Origin of the sequence: Pseudoalteromonas sp. S2755, from assembly GCF_005886535.1 — a bacterium.
In the GTDB taxonomy this organism is placed as follows: Bacteria; Pseudomonadota; Gammaproteobacteria; order Enterobacterales; family Alteromonadaceae; genus Pseudoalteromonas.
Window position 1 is genome coordinate 1 of sequence record NZ_PNDS01000125.1, and the last position, 19,344, is coordinate 19,344.

Below are 19,344 nucleotides of genomic sequence, written 5' to 3' on the forward strand. Positions count from 1 at the left end.
CAATTAGTCTTAATACTTGCTAAATATGAAGGATCAAATCTGACGCTAACTGCGTTATAAATTTCTCATTTAGAACAACTAAATAGCAAAATTTTTGCCTTGCCTATATGGATATAGGTACCTTAGCGGTAGCAGGACGCGAGAGCGGTGCTACTAAAGCTATTTCCCCGCTTCAAGATAGATCATTTACTTAATACAACTGGTATAACTCGACTTAAATATCTCAGCGATATAAAGCTAAACGAACATGAGGTTGAGCGAGTTTCGCTATCTTATTTACAAAAAATACGAAACGCCCACTTTAAGTTTAAAAATTACTTTTCTAAAAGCCATTTGAACCAGACTGATTTCTTAGTATTGGGGTCGCTTTGTAGGTGGAGTAGGGTATCAAATTGAGCGGGCTTGAACTCAATAGGCGGTGCGAGCATTTGAGTATTTTGCGTTAAGGTTACGCCATTTTTCCGTCCTTTTTCGGTTACCTCACAGACCCCGTTTTTGCATGTCACATCCGGTTCTGGGAGGGAAATACTTTCTTCAGATTGGGTCATGACATAGCGCTCGTTGATGCTACTTGCCTCGGTGAATGTTTTAAATTGCGTTGCTGAGTCACTGGTCGCAATACCGGCAGTTACCTCTGCTATATGTGCCAGAAACTGGTAGCTTCCTTGGTGAGAGAGTGCGCCAAGGCCAGGGTCTGTGATAAAAGATACAAAGCCCGCGTCCAGAGTGCTGGAAGATAGTGCACCATTATTCATCAGGCTATCTATAGAGGCTTGATCTCTTTGCGTAAATCCGACGGTAAGCTTTTGGCCTTCGGTATTAAAATGTCCCTCGTTGAAATTACTGAGTAATTTGCCATCACCATGTCGTCGGTAGTTTCCTATGTCATTAGCAAGCTTTTGAATATATTCGAAATCTATGTCATTTTGATCTGCATATTGATATAGATCAGCTAGCATAAATCGGTCTTTTTGAGTCAAAAAGTCATAGTTGCTGCGTTCTAAGTTGTGTGAAGACATCCCTTCAGCGCCATTGTGCACTTTTGGTTCATTGCCGGCAAACAGGTCTGTAACCATTAGCCTATAGTACTGCGTGGCTTGATTGTTCATAGTATGCGCTGATAAATTCACGCCTTGAAGCGCTGACTCAAAGTGTGACTGTGCTTGCGAAAGATAATCATCAGGGAGCATAGCTTTACCGAGTTCTGAGAATGTCTGGCTATGTGTGTATAGCGCAGCTTCAAATGATGTCATTGCATTATCATCATTGAGGGCGTTCCGCTTCAGCTCAGACAACGCTCGTTGATCAAGCGCATGCCACTTTTCGTAAGCAGCAGCCTTTTCTGCCTTTGAAAAGGTGTTACTGGGATCCATTGCAATAATCTCCAATTGAGGTTTGGACAGTTGCTCAAACTCCCTCTTAGCCGAATTAATCTCTTCTTGCTTTCTTTGCGATAGCCACGTTAAAACGTTGTTATTCTGTAGAAATGATTGCTGATTTAAACGGGCTGAGTCAATTGCCTGTTGTGCTTCTTTTAGTCTCACCGCCAATGAAGAAACAGACACCTGTGTAGTAAGTGTATTGCTCTGCTTGGTGACCGTATTCAAACGATATGAGGTAGCAGGTGAAGCTTTGGTTTTAGTGCGCCATCGGGTATCTGATATATCCATATTGTCTGTCCCTGTGGTTTGTTAACCCTTTCTTATATAGGTGTTAAGTAAGAGTTTGTTGGTAAAATAGTAGAAATAAATACTGTTCTTCCTATTTGCTTCTATAATCGTTGGGACTAACTGATATATTAGCGGTGCTAAAACATTCGCACTTAGGCATTAGACATAGCCAAATCCCTCGAAGCATTAGGAGAAGCTTCTGCATTTTTGTTAAGGTTTTACTATAAGCTCGAAAGTAGCATAGTTCAGCTGCTCTGGAAGTTTATTCTGAAAAGCTCTCGGACGTGGCGATACCAAAGTAAGTCTGCCAGCTGAGCTGATGGAATATGAAACCCATCACTATTTCCAACTACGGGGGATAGCTTTATGATCATTGGCTTGGTTTGATGTCTTTACATGATACCGATACTCCCCAAAATGCCAATTGGCAATAATAGAATCCATTGCGGTAATTTAATGAACGTTTGTAACTTAAAAAAATACCAGCCAACTGATATAAAAACGATAAAAAATATAATGAAGCAAATCGAGATCCCGATGACTAAATGGTGAAATGAGTTTAAGTCGTACCAGCCAATAATAGTTAAGGAGACTCCGGAAAGAACCAAAATAGTTGACACTAGATGCCAGCAACTTAAGAGAGTAGCTTTACCTATATCAGGTAGGTCACTTTTAAGCAGTGGTCTAATAGGGTCTAGTTGACCTGCAAAGATATGTATAAGTGACGTCAATAGCGCGATGATACCTGCAAAAAATATCCAACTGTTCATCATGTTTTCCATGTAAATTTGATTAGATAGCAGCATAGAGTTGTCGCTTTAGTTTCTTTGCATCAGCTAATGCTGCTTTGTCCAAAATATTAGACAAAATGTTACATTGGGCTCTATATGCAATTTGACAGTGATCAAATATTCAATTATTTACTAATTTTATAACCTAGTTCATGTCAAATATTAGCTTACATAACGAGCCACATTTTATAGTCTTATAAATCTTACTTAAAAAGTAGCTTAGTGTTCCTCAAACGATTTTTGGGGATAACTAAACTTCTATCTTGTTAAAATACTTAATATCAGGTGGTGCACTGAGAAATGAACTCAGTTTTTCCAATACACCGTTATTATTAATGAAATTCAAATATGCTAGATGACTTTCTACCGTTAGCCACTCCTCATCCAAAAGCATTTCATCATTTTCTTCGTCATATAAAACGCTAACCTGCAAATTTCCTTTAAAACCTCTAACGTTGGGCAAGTTGTGTTCTAAAAAGGGAAGTAGGGCTTGAAATTGCTCAGGCTTTACTTGGCAGTTTAGGGTAACTCTTACACTCATCTGTTTTACTCCTTATGGTTATCTTCACTCAGACTATCTAACCTGCCGAGCACCAACTACCCAAGGAATGTCAAAACTAACGATTTTCCGTCATTTACATCGTTTTATTTGTTTTGGAGTTATACCATACTGAAGCTTGAATGCTTTGATAAAGGCTGACACATTTTCATAGCCCATTGTCAAAGCAACTTGCGTCACAGACAGCTCTTTTTCTACTAACAATATTTTAGCCTGAGATAGTTTTTTTTCTCGCAACCATTTTTGTGGTGTAACTTTGTAAGTCGCTTTGAAATCACGATTAAAGCTAGAAAGACTTCTCCCTGATAAATGCGCTAAATCACCAACAGTGAGATGAAGTACATCAAGCGTTTCTAGTAGTCGAATAAGGTTTCGCCGAGGAGGGATGCACCTTTTTGAGGATAGTACGGAATGAAAAATGGCTTGGTTGTCTTTCCAAGAAATAAGGTGGAGTAGCTCTTGCAGCTTAATGTTTAAATAAGAAGGTGATTTTATATCACCTATAATTGAATCAAAAAAAGCGCTGAAGTCATTACAACCTTCCAACAAGCAAAAGGTTGGCGCGCTATTGGGGCAATCTAAGGGCTTTTTAAGTTTACTCAAATAATCCACAACAACACTGTCATCAAAAAATACCAAGTAAGCTTTTAAGGACTCCGTTTCTTTAACGAAATCAGATTGTAGTTTTAGCCCTTGAGGGAGAAATATTGCGCTTCCTGCCTTCAACTCCATCGTGTCGTTGTCACGGTTTGTAATTACCTCACGTCCGCTTTCAATATATATCAAACATGGTGTATTGATGTAAAACTCAACGTTTACCAAGTCCCGCTCAAGACTTTTATAAAAAATAACAGAGTTTTTATGATGACTAACAACAGCCACATCTTTGATCGCAAATAGAGCTTGAGGAAGCACTAAAACACTAGATTGAGTATGTTCAAAAATTGTTTTCATTTTTATAAAAGCCGCTAAGTTTTCAGATAGGCTTAAAGTTTACGTCTGCATAATTGACAGATAAAAGTTAGCTAAAATTGTAGCGAAAAGTGTTAAAGGGTCGCTTTGATGCACTTTATTTAAGTATCGCTTAGCTTTACTTTGCAAACACGGCATCAAAGCTTTCACCTGAATTTAATCTATCTATGCCTTCGTAGAGTTTTTTAGGATCAATTTTTTCAAATGCGACTCTTGATGCTTGATAAGCCCAAATTTCTCGAGGAGAAAAGTCTGATAATTCCATTACTTGATTTACTTTTGAACTATCAATATTTATGTTCTCTAGTAGTAGTGGATGCCTGTAGTCTACATAAGTACCCGAGCCTTCAAGTAGCCAAGGTTTCATTTTAAAATTTTTAGTAAAAAAGTTAGCTCTATGGAACACCTCTGCATGTGCTGTCTCGTGTGCAATCACATCAATATTAATGCCTTTGGGGCCAATAAACACACACTCCCTAAATAATGAACTTCGCGCCATCCCTGTTGGGTTGAAACCAAATTTCCAGTATGTTGAGTTTTTGGACACAATATACCTTGGATTGGAGCTCATTTTACCAAAAGCTTCATCAACTCTTTTTTTTGCTTTTTGCACCAATTCAATAAAATTTCCTTGCTCTGTTTTTTTCATGGAGTCATCAGCATAAATTTCTGGGTAAGTTTCTTTAAATCCCATAAGCGGTGTAATTTCGCATGCAAGTGCCTCCTTGTTAAAAATGAAAATAGATAAAAAAGTGGTAATGCACAAAAGGATCAAAATAAATTTAAGTATTTTCACCTAGTCTCCTTGTAAAACTAACGCGTATTAATTTTTTCTGTATAAAAAGTAGGTCGGTGCTAACATTTTCACTAAAAGCGAAATAACATTCCTCGCATGTTGCGACTAATGCTAACAAATGAAAGGTGGTCATTACTATCAAGAATTATGAGCGACTTTAGTTGACCATTTATATAACTTGATGTGTGATAGAGCAAATGACAACCGGTTTTGGCAAAGGGAGTACCACGTGTTTGGCAGCTAAGCCTTAAAGGAGCAGTAATACCAGAGCATAGCGTAATACAGGCTATTTTAATTAGTGCAGACAAATACAACTCTGGGTTATGGATGGTTGTAACTAATTGTTTTTAATTTAATTTTAGTAGAGTCTATGCGACACTCGGTATTTTTTGAAAAAATTCAGGAAAAGTTGGAGTTATGAAATCTCGAAACTACAATGAAGCGCTCAATAACTTACCTCCAACATAGAGAAAAAAGATGGAACTCAACAAAATATCAAATAAGGAATTAAAGTTGGCTCTTAAGGCCAGCGCGGCATTAGATATTGAAATCTCAGATGATGAGCATTTGCGCTGTTTTACTTATACCGAAAATTGGGTTTTTGGTATTGATATCGCGACTTACGAAAATGGGGGCGGCGACAATATTGTTGTCGTGATCAAAGACGAGTCGATCCTTATCAAGGGGTTCGATCATGGATCGGAAGTTAGCCCTCATGCTCAAGAAGAGTACGGTGTATGGCCGGGTATGTACGAGGGAGCGCCAACAAAGCTGTTGGAAGTACTGAATGACGAGGCTTTCGAAATAGAAGAGGTCACATTTTGCATGTGGCGACTTGATAATGAAGCGACTTGGTCTCAAGGAGCAGTAGAGTTTAATAATGATGAAGATGACGGCATGAGCTGGCTTCTGTCAGCTATTACTACCACTCCAAGCGCCTTTATTGAATATGTCGAAAACTATCATGACGGTGATTTCAACCAGCTAACGCAAGAGAAAATACATGACGTATTTGCAGCGCAAATGTAGAGTATGTCAACTAAGCTGCTAAAGGTTTTTCTACGCCAGCAAATTCTCAAAAATGTGATGTTAGTGGATAAGGAAAGTTTAATGAGACGAGTTAAAGTCTATTACCAACATCGTGACGGTGGCACAAAGCTCATCAATTATGAAAAAGAACTACGTTCTTATCGTGAAGCTTGCGATGTTATTGATCATTACCCTTGGGACAAAGAATTGGAATTGTTTGAGGCACTTGGGGAAGGTGGTGGGTTCTTTTTATACTTGGAAATGAAGGCGGTAAGTACGCGTCTTACCAATTGACACCAATAGAAAATAATCGCGGATTACTAACTTTGGATGTTGTGTCTAAGCCAGCTGCTTTTGGACTATTTGGTGGTAAATCAACTTCCCTCGATTTTGAGCTTGTCTCGATTCCAGAGGCTAAAAGTCATATAAAAGCGCTATTTGAATACTCAATTGACTCTCTGTACGAAAAATATCGAAAGTAACAGTGTTGTGTGAAAAGTATCCGTAGATATCAATTTCAGTGATTCATTTATCTTGGGCTTGTTCTCGTTGTATACTCTACGTTATATATCAAACGGCTTGTGGCACGTTTCAACGGGAAATAAAAGGACGTATCAATGAATAGACTTGGCATACTAATTGGTTTGTTATTTTGTTGTAGCTATTCAATCGCTCAGCCCCAGCCGCAAGCAATCACAATTTACAATAACCCTTCTCAAGGTGTTCAAACCGAAAGCCGTGTATTTTCCTATCTGCAAAGCCAATTAACTCAGTTTGAGATTACACAGTCTGATGCCAGTGTTGACCGTGCGCTTAAAAATATTGCAGGAGGTGAAGGGGAGTGCGTTAGAAACTTAGTTGTGAATAAAGCGCGCAGTAAAACATTGCTATTTTCAGAGCCGACCACTTATTTTTTGGGGTTGCAAGTTTTTGCTGCACCTTCAGTGCAATTGTTGTCTACACAAACCGAGCAAAACCTAGAGGCATTGTTAACGAGTCATCCCAAATGGTTGTTGGGCGTAGAAAAAGAGCGCTCATATGGTGATATTGCCGATGCCATGATACAGCAGACGCTGGCAGATCAGCTCTACGTGAAAGAAGGCAGCGAAAACGAAGCACAAATGTATTCTATGTTGATGAGCAAGCGCTTTGAGTTGTTGCTTGAATATCCCTCGGTTATTGCATACCACGCGAAGGACGCATCAGAAAAACCCGTACCAATTGCAGTTAGTGGTTTTGCTCCATTTATTACTGGGCATATCGCTTGTCGGGATACACCCGTTACACGCGGGTTTTTAGCTGCGGTTAATTCTGTATTGGCGGGCTTGACGTTGGACGAGCGCTTTATTAACTGGCATCTCGAATACATAGACAAGAGTTTACACGATACGTTTAAACAGCAATTTAGCCAAGCGCAAAACCCTCGGCTTTAAACAGAGACTTCCAATAACCTATCCGCCAGCGCATTTAGGTGTGAGCTGTCGCACTGCGTCGCTGCATAAGTTCGAATACCATATACAGACATAATAAAGAAACGGGCCCTCTTAGTGGCTTCATCTTCACTTAATGCTTCACTATCGGGCCAAGCTATTAAAAACTGTTGCCTGATCAGTGATTCAAACTGGCTTAAGTTAGTACTCAGTGCTGTTTGAATGTCAGCATCTTGCTCGCCGATTTCATTAAGCGTTTTGGTGAGCAAACACACTTTTTTTGACTCGTCGCCTAAACACTCACCGACAAGATCTTGTAAGAATCGCTCAAGTGCACAGCGAAGGCTGGTGCTGTTTTCGAACAGCTTTTGATAATGCACTCGTCGGTCTGCTTGATATTGATCTATGGCGGCTAATAGCAAACCTTTTTTATTTTTGAACGCACAGTAGATAGAACCCGGATGGAGTCCAGTGACTTCGGTCAGTTTGGGCATACTGGTTTTGTTGTAGCCATAAGTCATAAATGCTTGCATGGCATTTCTCAGTACGGTTTCTCTATCAAACTCTGCTGTTCTCATCGATTTCCTAAGTGCACCAAATGTGTTTAAACGCGCCATTATACCAATACTTCACCCCTATTTTTGATAACAATGAAAAAAATGTAAAGGTTTAACTTGAATAATGATTCAAGAATCCCTATTTTGAATGTATATTCAAATATGGAGAGACACGCATGCCACAGGTACTTTTTGAAAATGTTAAGCTAAATAACACGATATCACTCAATAATCGCATCTTGATGGCGCCATTGACGCGCTGTATGGCAGACGACGATCTAGTGCCTACCGATGACATGGTGAAGTACTACGCTAAGCGAGCCAAAGCAGGATTAATCATTAGTGAAGCGACAATTATTCGTCCTGACGGACAAGGCTACCCGAATACCCCAGGTTTATTTACACAGGCACAGATTACAGGGTGGAAAAAAGTAACAGATGCTGTGCACGCTGAAGGTGGCAAAATGTTTGCGCAGTTGTGGCACGTTGGACGTGTAGCCCATCCATACTTCTTTGGTGGAGAAGTTTTAGCACCGTCGGCTATTGGAATTGAGGGGACGGTTCCAAGAATGCGTGAACTCACCTATCAAACGCCAAAAGCGGTAACTCAGGAAGAAATCGCACAACTCGTTGCCGATTATGCCCAAGCGGCAACAAACGCGATTGAGGCAGGTTTTGATGGTGTTGAAATTCACGGTGCTAATGGGTATTTAATTGATCAGTTTTTACATCATGCCGCGAATCAGCGTACCGATGAGTATGGTCAAACACCAGAAAATATGAGCCGTTTCGCTTTGGAAGTGACAGATGCTGTTGCTGAGCGCATTGGTGCCGATAGGGTGGGGCTGAGAGTATCTCCAGGGGCTTACTTTAATATGGATGGTGACCAAAGAGACAGAGCGGTATTTGATTACCTAATTAAAGCGTTAAACAGTCGTAACTTGGCATATTTGCACGTAGGTATTTTCGACGATTCGATGGAATTTGACTATTTGGGCGGCAGTGCCTCAGCCTATTTGCGTGATATCTATAAAGGTACGTTAGTTGGTGTGGGGAGCTACACGGCAGAGTCAGGTGCTGAGGCTATCCAAAATCAACAGTTTGATTTATTGGCGATTGGTAGGCCGTTTATTGCTAATCCTGATTATGTTGAAAAGGTACAAGCAGGCCAAGCCGTGAAAGAGTACGATGAGTCTATGCTTGCAACGTTAGTCTAAAACCAATCCATAAGTATGGTTTTATAGCAATGCCAAACACGTAAGTTTGGCATTTTTTTTGTACATTGCATAAGCTTAAAGTAGGTGTCAGTGGTAAAGCGAAAACTTTTGATGCGAAAGTTGTCATTTTTATCAATTAAGCTTGAGAGCAGTTAAGTGTTTAACCCTTAAGTATTTGCTAATTAATAATCAACTGGATTGTAGCTTATTTTTTAATATTGATAGGAATAAAGGAGTACTTTGGAGTTTATTTGTTCGCCAAGTGTGTAATAATATGCCAGCAATGCAGTTGTGAGTGCGTCGAACATGCAAGAAGATTTACTTAATTCCGTTATTAAAATAACAAAAACAAGAGACGTTGATTCCCTTGAATACAGCTTGGTGTCTACTATTCAAGAGTTCATAGGATGTAAAGAGGTCGCTGTTTATAAAGATCTGCTCGTGCCTGGAGAGATCGCAATAGAGAGAAGCTTGTTACTGAGAAAGCTATCTGAAAAGGAGTTTGATTGGGAGGAAAGAAGCCTGATCAAGGAACCTGATAAAGAATTAATTTCTTGCTTACAGTCAGCTTGTATCATTACGGTACAAGCGAAAGATGGCACCGAGCATCGTTGGGTGCCAATCAGCCTTCTAGACAGGCCTGTTGGTGCAATAGCGGTTATCAGTACTGGGTTGTCGAGTGCAGATCAAGTACTACTTAATGCATTTTGCCGCATTTTTGAAAATTATCTCACTATTCTTCACGAAAACGAGCGTGATAAGCTCACCGGGTTACTCAATCGTCAAACCTTTGAAAAGCGCTTAAAACAACTGATCGAAAAGCAAGTGATCAAACAACACAAAACGGTATGGCATGGTGATGTGCGCTCGGTGCATAAAGGTGCAACTTCATGGCTTGCTATCATGGATATTGATCACTTCAAGAAAGTAAACGATAACTATGGACATGTGTGTGGTGATGAAGTCTTGTTATTATTAGCTCAACGTATGCGTCAGTTTTTTCGCTCCACAGACTTATTGTTTCGCTTCGGTGGCGAAGAATTTGTACTGGTCTTTGAGCCAACCGATTACGATTCGATAAAAGCTAAGATGGACGAGTTTATGGAGCTGGTACGAAATACCCACTTCCCATTCGTAAAAAAGCTCACCGTCAGTGTCGGAATGTCTCGCATTAGTCCATATGATTTCCCCATCACTGTGCTTGAAAATGCCGATAAGGCACTTTATTACGCAAAAGATAACGGTCGCGATATGCTTTGTTTTTATGAAGCGTTGCTGTCTGAGCATAAAATTGAAGCGCCGGAAGAGAGCTCTGATATAGATTTGTTTTAATAACTTATCTGAAAGGCGGCTATTGTCGCTTTTCTACTCAAGCACACTCGCAATAACCTCAATAACTACCGCTTGCAAGGAGATTCAGATACACTTAACACAGCGTTAAACTGCATGGCAGACAATATGTTACACATCATCCAATCGAATCGAATGGAAATCTTGCAGGCGCAACTCTGCACACTCATAAAATCAGCACCGCTCGCTAACCCTTTTGCAAAGGAAGTGGTGTTAGTACAGTCTCCTGGTATGTCTGAATGGCTCAAACTAGGCATGAGTCAACACTTAGGGATCAGTGCACAGGTCGATTTTCCATTACCATCTAGCTTCATTTGGAAGCTATACCAAAATTTCATTGATGATGTTCCCAAGGAGTCCGCTTTTAATAAAGGCAATATGACTTGGAAACTATTTACGCTATTGCCTGGCTGCATTGATAATCCTCAATATATTGCGCTTAAGCACTATTTAGGTGACGACCCGTCAGGAATAAAACTTTTTGCGTTGTGTGAAAAAATTGCCGACGTTTTTGACCAATACTTAATGTATCGGCCCCAGTGGATTGAACTTTGGGAGCAGGGTCAAGATACGCTGAACGATGTGGATGTTGAAGCCATTGCCCCTTGGCAGCCTGATCTCTGGCGTCGTTTAGTCCGTCATGTTGAAGTGCTTGAACAAAGTCCATATCACCGAGGAAACATGCACAACAAGTTACTGCAAGGGCTGGCTGATGCACCAGAAGGCAAGCTTCCCGAGCGGATCTGTATATTCGGACTGTCAGCCATATCGACCAGTCAGCTTGATATTTTTCAAGCGCTTGGCGAAAAAACAAGTGTATTTTTATTCTTTTTTAACCCCAGTGAACACTACTGGGGAGATTTAGTCGATGAGAAGACTCAAGCTAAAGTCGCTGCAAAATATGCCAAGATGCCAGAGCTCGAAGCGAAAGACGGCGAGTATTATTACATTGGCAATCCACTCCTTTCTTCGTGGGGAAAGCTCGGGCGTGACTATTTTGAACAATTATTGCAGCTTGATGCCAGTTGGATTGATGGATTTGATGACGCGTTTGATGACAGCTTGCTTGGCCAAGTACAGCAAGAGATCTACCAGTTGGCATTTAAAGGTGAGTCGTTAACTGCGGATCCAAATTGGTTTGTATCTGAATCGGGTAAATTACCCATTATGGCTGATGATACCAGTATCATTTTTCAGGATTGCCACACGCCACTGCGTGAGGTCGAACGGCTTCATGATTATTTACTCAATCTGTTTGAACAAAATCCAAGCCTGACGCCTAAAGACATTATTGTCATGATGCCTGATGTGGGCACCTATTCGCCATTTATTAAAGCGGTGTTTGACAGCAGTGAAGACAACCTGCGGATCCCCTATGCGATTTCCGATCTTGCAATTGAGCAAGAGCGGCCTATTTTAACGTCTTTTGTGACGTTAACAGACCTACCCAATAACCGTTTTTGTGTGTCAGATATTCTCGACTTGTTGGGCGTCGCACCGATCGCCGAACAGTTTAATCTTGAAAGCCATGAGTTTGACTTAATTCGCTATTGGCTCGATCAGGTCAGTGTTAAATGGGGCTTAAATGATAGCCATAAGAGCGAATATGGCTTGCCAAAAATACCATTAAATACGTGGCAGCATGGACTCAACCGTTTGCTCTTAGGAGTAGCAACGAATGACGAACAGACGCCGTTTGCATCCATTTATCCAGCTGATGAAGTTGAAGGTATGTCGGTGGCAGTACTTAACAAGCTTATCGGCTTTGTCGATGCGCTGATTTGGTTAAAGCGGCAACTCAGTAGTGAAAAGACCTTAACGACTTTCGCAGCAATTCTACGTGAAGCCATGGCGCTATTTTACTCGTCAGAGTCTGAACAGAGTTGGGATTTACTTAAGCTTGAGCAAATTATAGAGAACATCGAAAAACACCATCAAAATGGCGATATTCAAGCGCCAGTCTCAGCAAAAATCTTAGCGTATTTGGTCAAGCAAGGCGTTAGAGAAAAAGGGGTTGGGCAGCGCTTTCTAGCCGGATCGGTAAACTTTTGTACGCTGATGCCGATGCGTGCTATTCCATTTAAAGTGGTGTGTATGCTAGGCCTAAATGATGCGGACTATCCTCGTACCGTGCAACCTATCGGTTTTGATTTAGTCGCCCACTCCACGAGACGTAAAGGTGATCGCTCACGAAAACTAGATGACAGATACTTGTTCTTAGAAGCCTTACTCAGTGCTCGAGAAAATTTGTATATCAGTTATATTGGCCGCTCTTGCTTTAACAACGAAGCCCAAGTGCCATCTGTTCTAGTCAGCGAATTGACTGAATATCTAGATCGCAGCTTTTACTTCGAAGATATGCCAAAGCAGTCGCTTGTTACTCGATTAACTTCACAACTGCCTTTACAACCTTTTAATCCCGAACATTTTAAGGTGGGTTCACTACAGAGCTATAATCGTACTTGGCTTTGGCAGCATAGAGCGGCGCAAGCTGATGAGATAAAGCCGTTAGCACCAGTTTTAGACGCAGAAATTGAGTTTAGCGATTTGCTGCGCGGCGTTTGCGAGCCGCAAAAGTTATTTTATCAGCAAACGCTGGGCATTAAACTCAAACCAATAGAAGCGTTAACACTTGATGAAGAACCTTTTGCATTAGATGCATTGGAACGCTATCAATATTTAGATGAAGTGCTGGATGCTCAGTTACAACAACAGCCCTTAAATTTTGAACAAATATTACAACGAGGCTCGCTGCCACAAGCAAACATTGGCAAACTACAACTTGAGGGGCTGCTTACTCGCGTTGAACCTATGGTTAATGTATTGACCCCGTTACTTAATGAACCAAAGGAGCCTCTAGAGCTAAAGCTAGGTGTTGCAGAGCATATACTGCTCGGCTGGCTTGATTGTGTGTATGAAAACAGACAAGTGTATTATCGTAGCGCTAGTATTAAAGCCAAAGATTTGATTAAAGGGTTTTTACATCACTGCGCAGCCTGTGTAATGGGGCATGAAGTCACTACTTATATTGTTGGGCTAGATCAAAGCGTGCACTTTGCCGCTATTTCTCAGCCACAAGCTCTGCAATATTTGGAGCAGTGGCTAGCTTTTTATAAGCAAGCGCTGAGCGAACCAGTGGCATTTTTCCCAAGTTCCAGCATGGAATATGCCAAGACACAGGATATTAAAAAGGCCGTAAATAAATTCAAGCCGCAATATGTTGGTCGAGGAGAAGGTGAAGATCCCTATGTTCAACTATGCTTTAGCGATTTGTCAGCTCATGAAGCGCGTTTTTGTGAACTTAGCCTTACTTTGTTAACACCTATTCTTGATGCCGCTGAGGAGGTACGCCATGGAGATGCTTAATCCCATTACTATGCCTCTAAGTGGCCAAAACCTAATTGAAGCCAGTGCGGGTACGGGGAAAACCTACACCATCACCGGTTTATATCTGCGCTATTTACTCGGTTTGCGTACTTCTGATCAGCAACATGAGCCGTTAAGCGTTGAACAAATCTTAGTGGTAACTTTCACAGAAGCGGCAACACAAGAGATCAAAGACCGAGTGAGAAAACGCATTATTCAAGCTCGAGACGTGCTATTAGGCGAAGTCTGTAAGGATGAACTGATCAATGCCATTTTGGCGCAAGTTGAAGATAAAAAGCGCGCCTTTGATCTCCTTGATGCAGCTGCTAAGTCAATGGATGAGGCCGCGATATTCACCATTCATGGCTTTTGCCAAAGAATGCTGAAGCAGCACGCTTTTGAGTCTAAGGTAGCATTTAACCTCGAGTTTATTCTTGACGAGAGCGAGTTGATTGACGCCGCGATGGCAGATCATTGGCGACGTTTTGTCTACCCGCTAGACACAGAAAAAACACAGGCTGTGATAGAGCAATTTGCCACGCCTTATGCACTGGCGAAGCAAGTTAGACCGTTATTAGCAAGAGAAAATGCCGAAATTAAACCCTCTGTTTCCTTAGATGCAGTGTTTGCCGCACGTGAAAAATACCAAACATTAGCACTGTGGCTAAAGGCCGAAATAGTCAAAGCTGACTACATCAATGTGTTGAAAAAATCGGGTCTGGCAGGCAATCGGGCACCTGGGCGAAAAGCTAATCTTCAAGCTCTGGAGGATTATGTCAACAGTGAGCAGTGGTGGTTTGAGTTTGGTAGCAGTAATCATTCCTTTGGACTTTGGGGCAGTGAAAGCCTTGCCGATGTTGCTCACTATAAAAAGAATACTACGCCGCTGGAGCATGAGCTCATTCGTCATTTTGATACCCTAGCTGAGCTTCATCAATTAGTCGGGAGTGGGCTTAAAATCGCGCTGGTGCAACAAGCGGTGAACGAGGTAAGAGCTTTGCTTCACGCCCATAAAGAAGAATATGGTTTGATCTCTCCCGATGATTTACTTAAGCAGCTGCATCAAGCGCTGATGGGCGATAGTGGTGAGCGCTTAGCCGAAAAAATTGCACAGCAATATCCGGTTGCCATGATAGATGAGTTTCAGGATACTGATCCCATTCAATATGGGATCTTCAGCCGAGTTTACGCAAAGGAAAATACCGCATTAACTTTGATAGGCGACCCAAAACAAGCCATTTACGGCTTTCGTGGAGCGGATATTTTTACTTATATCGGTGCAAAGCAAGGAGTTGCGCAAGACAGGCAGTATACGCTTGCAACCAATTATCGCTCCGATAGTGACGTGGTTGCCGCAGTGAATACGATATTTACTCGCCATCCCAATAGCTTTATCTACAACAAAGATATCCCTTTCGTTGAGGTAAGCGCGCAAGGTAAAGCCGAGGATGCGCAATTTACTATCGCGTCTAAAAAGTCGTCAGCTCTGCGCTTCAGTGTATTACCAAATGAGGATGAAGCGCTTAACAAAAGCGCCGCGCAAGCGCGGCTAAGTCAGGCGTTCGCCGGTCGAGTTGCAGCGCTTATCGAGCAAGGGCAGTCGGGGATTGCGAAGATTGGCGAAAACCCAGTTGTGCCAGCGGATATCTGTGTGTTAGTTCGCGACCGCATAGAAGCGAGCTTGATAAAACGAGCCTTAAATCAACTCGATATTGCCAGTGTGTACCTTGCCAGAGATAGTGTATTTAGGCAGCCGCTAGCAATTGCCTTGTATCAACTGCTTGATGTACTGCACGGGAGCTACGACGAAGCTGCGCTCAGAGGCGTGCTTGCGGGACCATTATTTTATTTAAACAACCAAGCGCTGTATGACTTGCAGTTTAATGAGCAGCTGTGGCAAGGTTATTTGCAGTTATTTAGTGAGTTAACACAGCTTTGGTATCGCTCTGGTGCGATGGCGATGCTGGAACACTTATTGATAACTTGTGAGCTGCCAGTGATTTGGCAGCAGCAGGGAATGGAAGTGGAGCGTTGGCTTACTGATTTCCGTCATTTGGCTGAGCTTTTACAGCATAAGCAATTAGAGCTTGATGGCACGGGTCGTGTGTTACGTTGGTTTTTATCGCAGCTAAATAACGCCCAGAGTGACAGCAGCCAAATTCGCTTAGAGAGTGATGCCAATCTGGTGAAAATTGTGACCATGCACGCATCAAAAGGTTTGGAGTATCCGATTGTCTTTATGCCATTTGCGCTTGGGTTTCGTGAACCTGATACGTTAGTTTATCATCAAGGAGATAAGCTGGTTGTCGATCTTGAAGCCAGTGACGACGCCAAAGAAAAAGCAGAGCAAGAACGACTGGCTGAGGATATTCGCTTACTTTACGTTGCGCTGACGCGTGCGGTGCATTATTGCGAGCTTGGGCTTTACGATATTCAACAAGGGCGCAGTAAAAAGTCTGCGCTGCACAAAACGGCTTTAGGGTTTGCCTTGTTTGGCACGGAAACCTTCGACAGTGCTGAGGCTTGGCAAAGTGCCCTAAGCGAGTTATGTAAAGCACATGCGGCAATGGAGTGCGTAAGAGTAGATGAAATCACCGCACCACAGCAAGCGGTAAACATATCGCATGAAGACAAGCCTCTAGCTTTGTCCGCGAAAGCCTTCAGCGGTCAGATTGAACGCCATTGGCGTACTACAAGCTTTAGCCAGCTAAGCTATCACACGCATCATGGTGATAAACCAGCTGGGGCCGTGGACGAAAACCATTTATTGGACTTACCTGAGCAGCGTCAAGAGCGGGAAAAAACCTCATATACATTTCCTAAGGGCGCCAAGCCAGGTAGCTGTTTGCACGAAATCTTTGAGCTCATAGATTTTACCGCACCACATTCCCCTAAAAACGAAGATAAGTTTACGCTGACCGAAGCGGTCACGAAATCTTTGGATAAGTTTGGTATTGCGACCGAATGGCAAGAGACCGCTGAGCGTTGGATAACAAGTTGCTTGGCTGCACCTCTTGCGCCACATCCTCATTTACAACTTGGTGTCTTGCCACCAGACGACTGCATTGTTGAAATGGAATTTTATTTGCCGCTAAAACCACTCAGTGCGGTTAAGCTGAACAAGATCCTCAGTGATATCACTGGGCAAAAGTCGTTTTTAAACTTTGATGATGTGGAAGGCATGCTGAAGGGGTTTATCGACTTAATCTTCAAGTGGCAAGGGCAGTTTTTTGTTCTCGATTACAAGTCCAACTACCTTGGTGATAGCCCAGAAGATTATCACTACGATAACCTTAATGCCGCGATGTCGTCTCATCAGTATCATTTGCAGTATATGATTTATACCGTGGCACTTCACCGCTTGTTAAAGCAGCGCCTTGCGGACTATAACCCTGAGCAGCATTTAGGTGGGAACTATTACTTGTTCTTACGTGCATTACCGGACAATCAGGGAATTTTCTTCAATCAGTTAAGTGTAGAGCAAGTGTTGGCGCTGGATGCATTATTTGAGGAGTCTGTATGAGCCAGCTAAGCATGGACTTTGAGGCATTCGATCATCATAGCTTTATAGCGTTATTGCTTGAACACAAACGAGTCGGAAAAGCCGATATTGCGCTAGCTAACTTGTTGAATCAGAAAGGCTATGACGATCACTTCTATGTATTTTTACTATTATTAATCGCTCATGGACGTCAGCATAGTTGTTTAGAGCTAGACGGTATTAATTACCAGGATCCGTTTGAGCTCAGCTACGCGGTTGCGGATGAATCTATAGAGTTGTCGCCATTTTCAAGCTCGGGTATAGCCGTTGCTGCGCTCGCACAGCATCCTGCAATCGGTGAAGATAAGCCGCTTCGGCTATACGGTAATAAGCTCTACTTGGCGAGATTAGCAAATTATGAAGCAAGGCTTGCGGGACACTTTGAAATGTTGGCAAAAGCCGATGTTACGCTGGATGAAGCAAAACTGAGTGCACTGTTGGCGTCGTTTTTTCCAGCCAGTGAAGAAGACATTGATTGGCAAAAAGTGGCTTGTACACTTGCTATCATTAAGCGATTTTGTGTCATCACGGGTGGTCCAGGTACGGGAAAAACCACGACGGTCACAAAACTGCTTGCGATTTTACAATCGCTTTATAACAGTGCGCCGTTGACCATCAAGCTAGTTGCGCCAACTGGCAAAGCGGCTGCGAGGCTCAGTGAGTCAATTATCGGTGCGAAAGCGAAGTTAAATCTGTCGCCAGCGCTTGCTGATTTACTGCCAGAGCAGGCGCAAACTATTCATCGCTTGCTAGGCGTTATCCCTAATAGCGTTCACTATCGTCACAATCAAGACAACCCGCTGCATGTTGATGTACTGATTGTTGACGAAGCATCCATGGTGGACTTATCGCTTATGGCGAAGCTGGTGGATGCCCTACCAAAACATGCACGGCTTATTTTGCTCGGCGATAAAGATCAGCTCGCATCGGTAGATACCGGTAACGTACTTAGCGACTTATGTGAAAACTTAACGCTTGGGCAAGCACCACATTACAGTCAGGCACTAAAAGCAAAGTTAGCTGAGTTGAGTAAACAAAACTTGCCTGAATCGAGTGATACCAGCGCTGACTTTATGTTGGAAGATAATCTGGCATTTTTGCAAAAAAGTCACCGTTTTGACAGTCGAAGTGGGATTGGTCAGTTAGCATTTGCCGTAAATAGTAACAATAAGCGGCAATTAGACAGCGTGCTGGGGCAAGGTTATAGCGATATACAGCATCATGAATTAAATAGTGAAACCTACAATGCCCTAATTGCCAGAGCGGCGGAGCAATACCAACGATACCTGCTTGCCATTCATCATGGTGAGAGTGAGGCCATAATTCATAGCGAGTTTGCCAGTTATCAATTGCTTGCGGCCGTGAGAGAAGGCCCTTACGGTGTGAACGAGTTAAATCGCAGAATAGAGCTTAAGCTTAGTCAAATGGGATTAGTGCAACCGACAGGGCGCTTTTACGTTGGTATGCCCATTATGATCACCCAAAACGATTACCAGTTGAAACTGTTTAATGGCGATATCGGGATCATTTTACGCGATGAACAGGGTGAGCTACAGGCATCATTTATTGATGAACAGGGCAGCATTAGGCGCTTTTATCCTGCCAGATTGCCGAGCTTTGATAGAGTGTACGTGATGACTATACACAAATCGCAAGGCTCTGAGTTTGCTTACACGGCAATGATATTACCACCCATTCAACGTGCGCAGCAGGGGATAAATCGCCAGCTTATTTATACTGGGATCACCCGAGCTAAACAGCAGTTTGAATTGGTGGCGCAATATAAAGTATTAGTGCAGGGTATGAATCGAAGTGTAAGTCGCAGTAGTGGACTTAGAGATAGGCTTGCGTTTAAGAACTAAAAACATGCTAATCCTATGTTCTAACCTCAGAATAATATGATGTTAGAACATAGGCGAATTTGAAGCTTAGTACATTTCTAAATGTGGTTATTTAACCTGAGGTTTGGATAAGGAATGTTCCAACTCATTGTTGCTAAAGCACAACTTAGTTTTTTCCTTGTCTAGCCAGCAAGTTTTAGGGAAAACACCGCTTCCGCGTCCTGC

Annotated in this window: 13 protein-coding genes; 8 read left to right on the forward strand and 5 right to left on the reverse strand. The window is 42.3% G+C overall.

Annotated elements, in window-relative coordinates:
* Positions 1 to 314: 314 nt before the first annotated feature.
* The 4 genes from CWC03_RS18250 to CWC03_RS18270 all read right to left on the reverse strand — a co-directional run bounded on the left by CWC03_RS18250 (position 315) and on the right by CWC03_RS18270 (position 4,788).
* Positions 315 to 1,670, reverse strand: a complete 1,356-nt coding sequence (locus CWC03_RS18250; protein ID WP_138583090.1) for a hypothetical protein — start codon at positions 1,668 to 1,670, stop codon at positions 315 to 317.
* Between the two features lie 1,041 nt (positions 1,671 to 2,711).
* Positions 2,712 to 3,002 carry a putative quinol monooxygenase gene (locus CWC03_RS18260; RefSeq protein ID WP_128728396.1) on the reverse strand — a complete coding sequence of 97 codons (291 nt, stop codon included), beginning with the start codon at positions 3,000 to 3,002 and terminating at the stop codon, positions 2,712 to 2,714.
* A gap of 90 nt (positions 3,003 to 3,092) precedes the next feature.
* Positions 3,093 to 3,974, reverse strand: coding sequence for a helix-turn-helix domain-containing protein (locus CWC03_RS18265; protein ID WP_138583091.1), 882 nt, complete (start codon positions 3,972 to 3,974; stop codon positions 3,093 to 3,095).
* A 136-nt stretch (positions 3,975 to 4,110) separates the two neighbouring features.
* Positions 4,111 to 4,788 (reverse strand): hypothetical protein, encoded by a 678-nt coding sequence (locus CWC03_RS18270; RefSeq protein WP_138583092.1) that lies wholly within the window; start codon positions 4,786 to 4,788, stop codon positions 4,111 to 4,113.
* 513 nt (positions 4,789 to 5,301) lie between these two features.
* On the opposite strand from CWC03_RS18270, the gene CWC03_RS18275 reads away from it, so the two are divergent.
* From CWC03_RS18275 to CWC03_RS18285, 3 genes are all read left to right on the forward strand, one after another.
* Complete coding sequence (locus CWC03_RS18275) at positions 5,302 to 5,817, forward strand: hypothetical protein (RefSeq protein WP_138583093.1); 516 nt, start codon at positions 5,302 to 5,304, stop codon at positions 5,815 to 5,817.
* Positions 5,818 to 5,898: 81 nt separating this feature from the next.
* Positions 5,899 to 6,111, forward strand: coding sequence for a hypothetical protein (locus CWC03_RS23810; protein WP_249314074.1), 213 nt, complete (start codon positions 5,899 to 5,901; stop codon positions 6,109 to 6,111).
* Positions 6,112 to 6,434: 323 nt separating this feature from the next.
* Positions 6,435 to 7,250: a transporter substrate-binding domain-containing protein gene (locus CWC03_RS18285; protein WP_138583094.1), complete on the forward strand. Its 816-nt coding sequence runs from the start codon at positions 6,435 to 6,437 to the stop codon at positions 7,248 to 7,250.
* Here CWC03_RS18285 and CWC03_RS18290 read toward each other — a convergent pair.
* Positions 7,247 to 7,825 (reverse strand): TetR/AcrR family transcriptional regulator, encoded by a 579-nt coding sequence (locus CWC03_RS18290; protein WP_138583095.1) that lies wholly within the window; start codon positions 7,823 to 7,825, stop codon positions 7,247 to 7,249. The two genes, CWC03_RS18285 and CWC03_RS18290, sit on opposite strands and share 4 nt — an antisense overlap.
* Before the next feature lie 155 nt (positions 7,826 to 7,980).
* Between CWC03_RS18290 and CWC03_RS18295 the strand changes: the two genes are divergently transcribed.
* From CWC03_RS18295 to recD, 5 genes are all read left to right on the forward strand, one after another.
* Positions 7,981 to 9,021: an alkene reductase gene (locus CWC03_RS18295; protein WP_138583096.1), complete on the forward strand. Its 1,041-nt coding sequence runs from the start codon at positions 7,981 to 7,983 to the stop codon at positions 9,019 to 9,021.
* 306 nt (positions 9,022 to 9,327) lie between these two features.
* Positions 9,328 to 10,353: a GGDEF domain-containing protein gene (locus CWC03_RS18300; protein WP_138583097.1), complete on the forward strand. Its 1,026-nt coding sequence runs from the start codon at positions 9,328 to 9,330 to the stop codon at positions 10,351 to 10,353.
* A 126-nt stretch (positions 10,354 to 10,479) separates the two neighbouring features.
* Positions 10,480 to 13,737 carry an exodeoxyribonuclease V subunit gamma gene (gene recC / locus CWC03_RS18305; RefSeq protein ID WP_171040280.1) on the forward strand — a complete coding sequence of 1,086 codons (3,258 nt, stop codon included), beginning with the start codon at positions 10,480 to 10,482 and terminating at the stop codon, positions 13,735 to 13,737.
* The gene (gene recB, locus CWC03_RS18310; protein WP_138583099.1) at positions 13,724 to 17,260 is read left to right on the forward strand and encodes an exodeoxyribonuclease V subunit beta; all 3,537 of its coding nucleotides are present in this window, start codon (positions 13,724 to 13,726) and stop codon (positions 17,258 to 17,260) included. The genes recC and recB overlap by 14 nt, the downstream gene beginning before the upstream one ends.
* Positions 17,257 to 19,140, forward strand: a complete 1,884-nt coding sequence (gene recD, locus CWC03_RS18315) for an exodeoxyribonuclease V subunit alpha (RefSeq protein WP_138583100.1) — start codon at positions 17,257 to 17,259, stop codon at positions 19,138 to 19,140. The genes recB and recD overlap by 4 nt, the downstream gene beginning before the upstream one ends.
* Positions 19,141 to 19,344: the final 204 nt, after the last annotated feature.

Coding starts and splice junctions, on each gene's coding strand:
- CWC03_RS18250 (WP_138583090.1), bottom strand. CDS start 1,670: ATGGATATATCAGATACCCGATGGCGCACTAAAACCAAAGCTTCACCT.
- CWC03_RS18260 (WP_128728396.1), bottom strand. CDS start 3,002: ATGAGTGTAAGAGTTACCCTAAACTGCCAAGTAAAGCCTGAGCAATTT.
- CWC03_RS18265 (WP_138583091.1), bottom strand. CDS start 3,974: ATGAAAACAATTTTTGAACATACTCAATCTAGTGTTTTAGTGCTTCCT.
- CWC03_RS23810 (WP_249314074.1), top strand. CDS start 5,899: ATGAGACGAGTTAAAGTCTATTACCAACATCGTGACGGTGGCACAAAG.
- CWC03_RS18285 (WP_138583094.1), top strand. CDS start 6,435: ATGAATAGACTTGGCATACTAATTGGTTTGTTATTTTGTTGTAGCTAT.
- CWC03_RS18290 (WP_138583095.1), bottom strand. CDS start 7,825: ATGAGAACAGCAGAGTTTGATAGAGAAACCGTACTGAGAAATGCCATG.
- CWC03_RS18295 (WP_138583096.1), top strand. CDS start 7,981: ATGCCACAGGTACTTTTTGAAAATGTTAAGCTAAATAACACGATATCA.
- CWC03_RS18300 (WP_138583097.1), top strand. CDS start 9,328: ATGCAAGAAGATTTACTTAATTCCGTTATTAAAATAACAAAAACAAGA.
- recC (WP_171040280.1), top strand. CDS start 10,480: ATGTTACACATCATCCAATCGAATCGAATGGAAATCTTGCAGGCGCAA.
- recB (WP_138583099.1), top strand. CDS start 13,724: ATGGAGATGCTTAATCCCATTACTATGCCTCTAAGTGGCCAAAACCTA.
- recD (WP_138583100.1), top strand. CDS start 17,257: ATGAGCCAGCTAAGCATGGACTTTGAGGCATTCGATCATCATAGCTTT.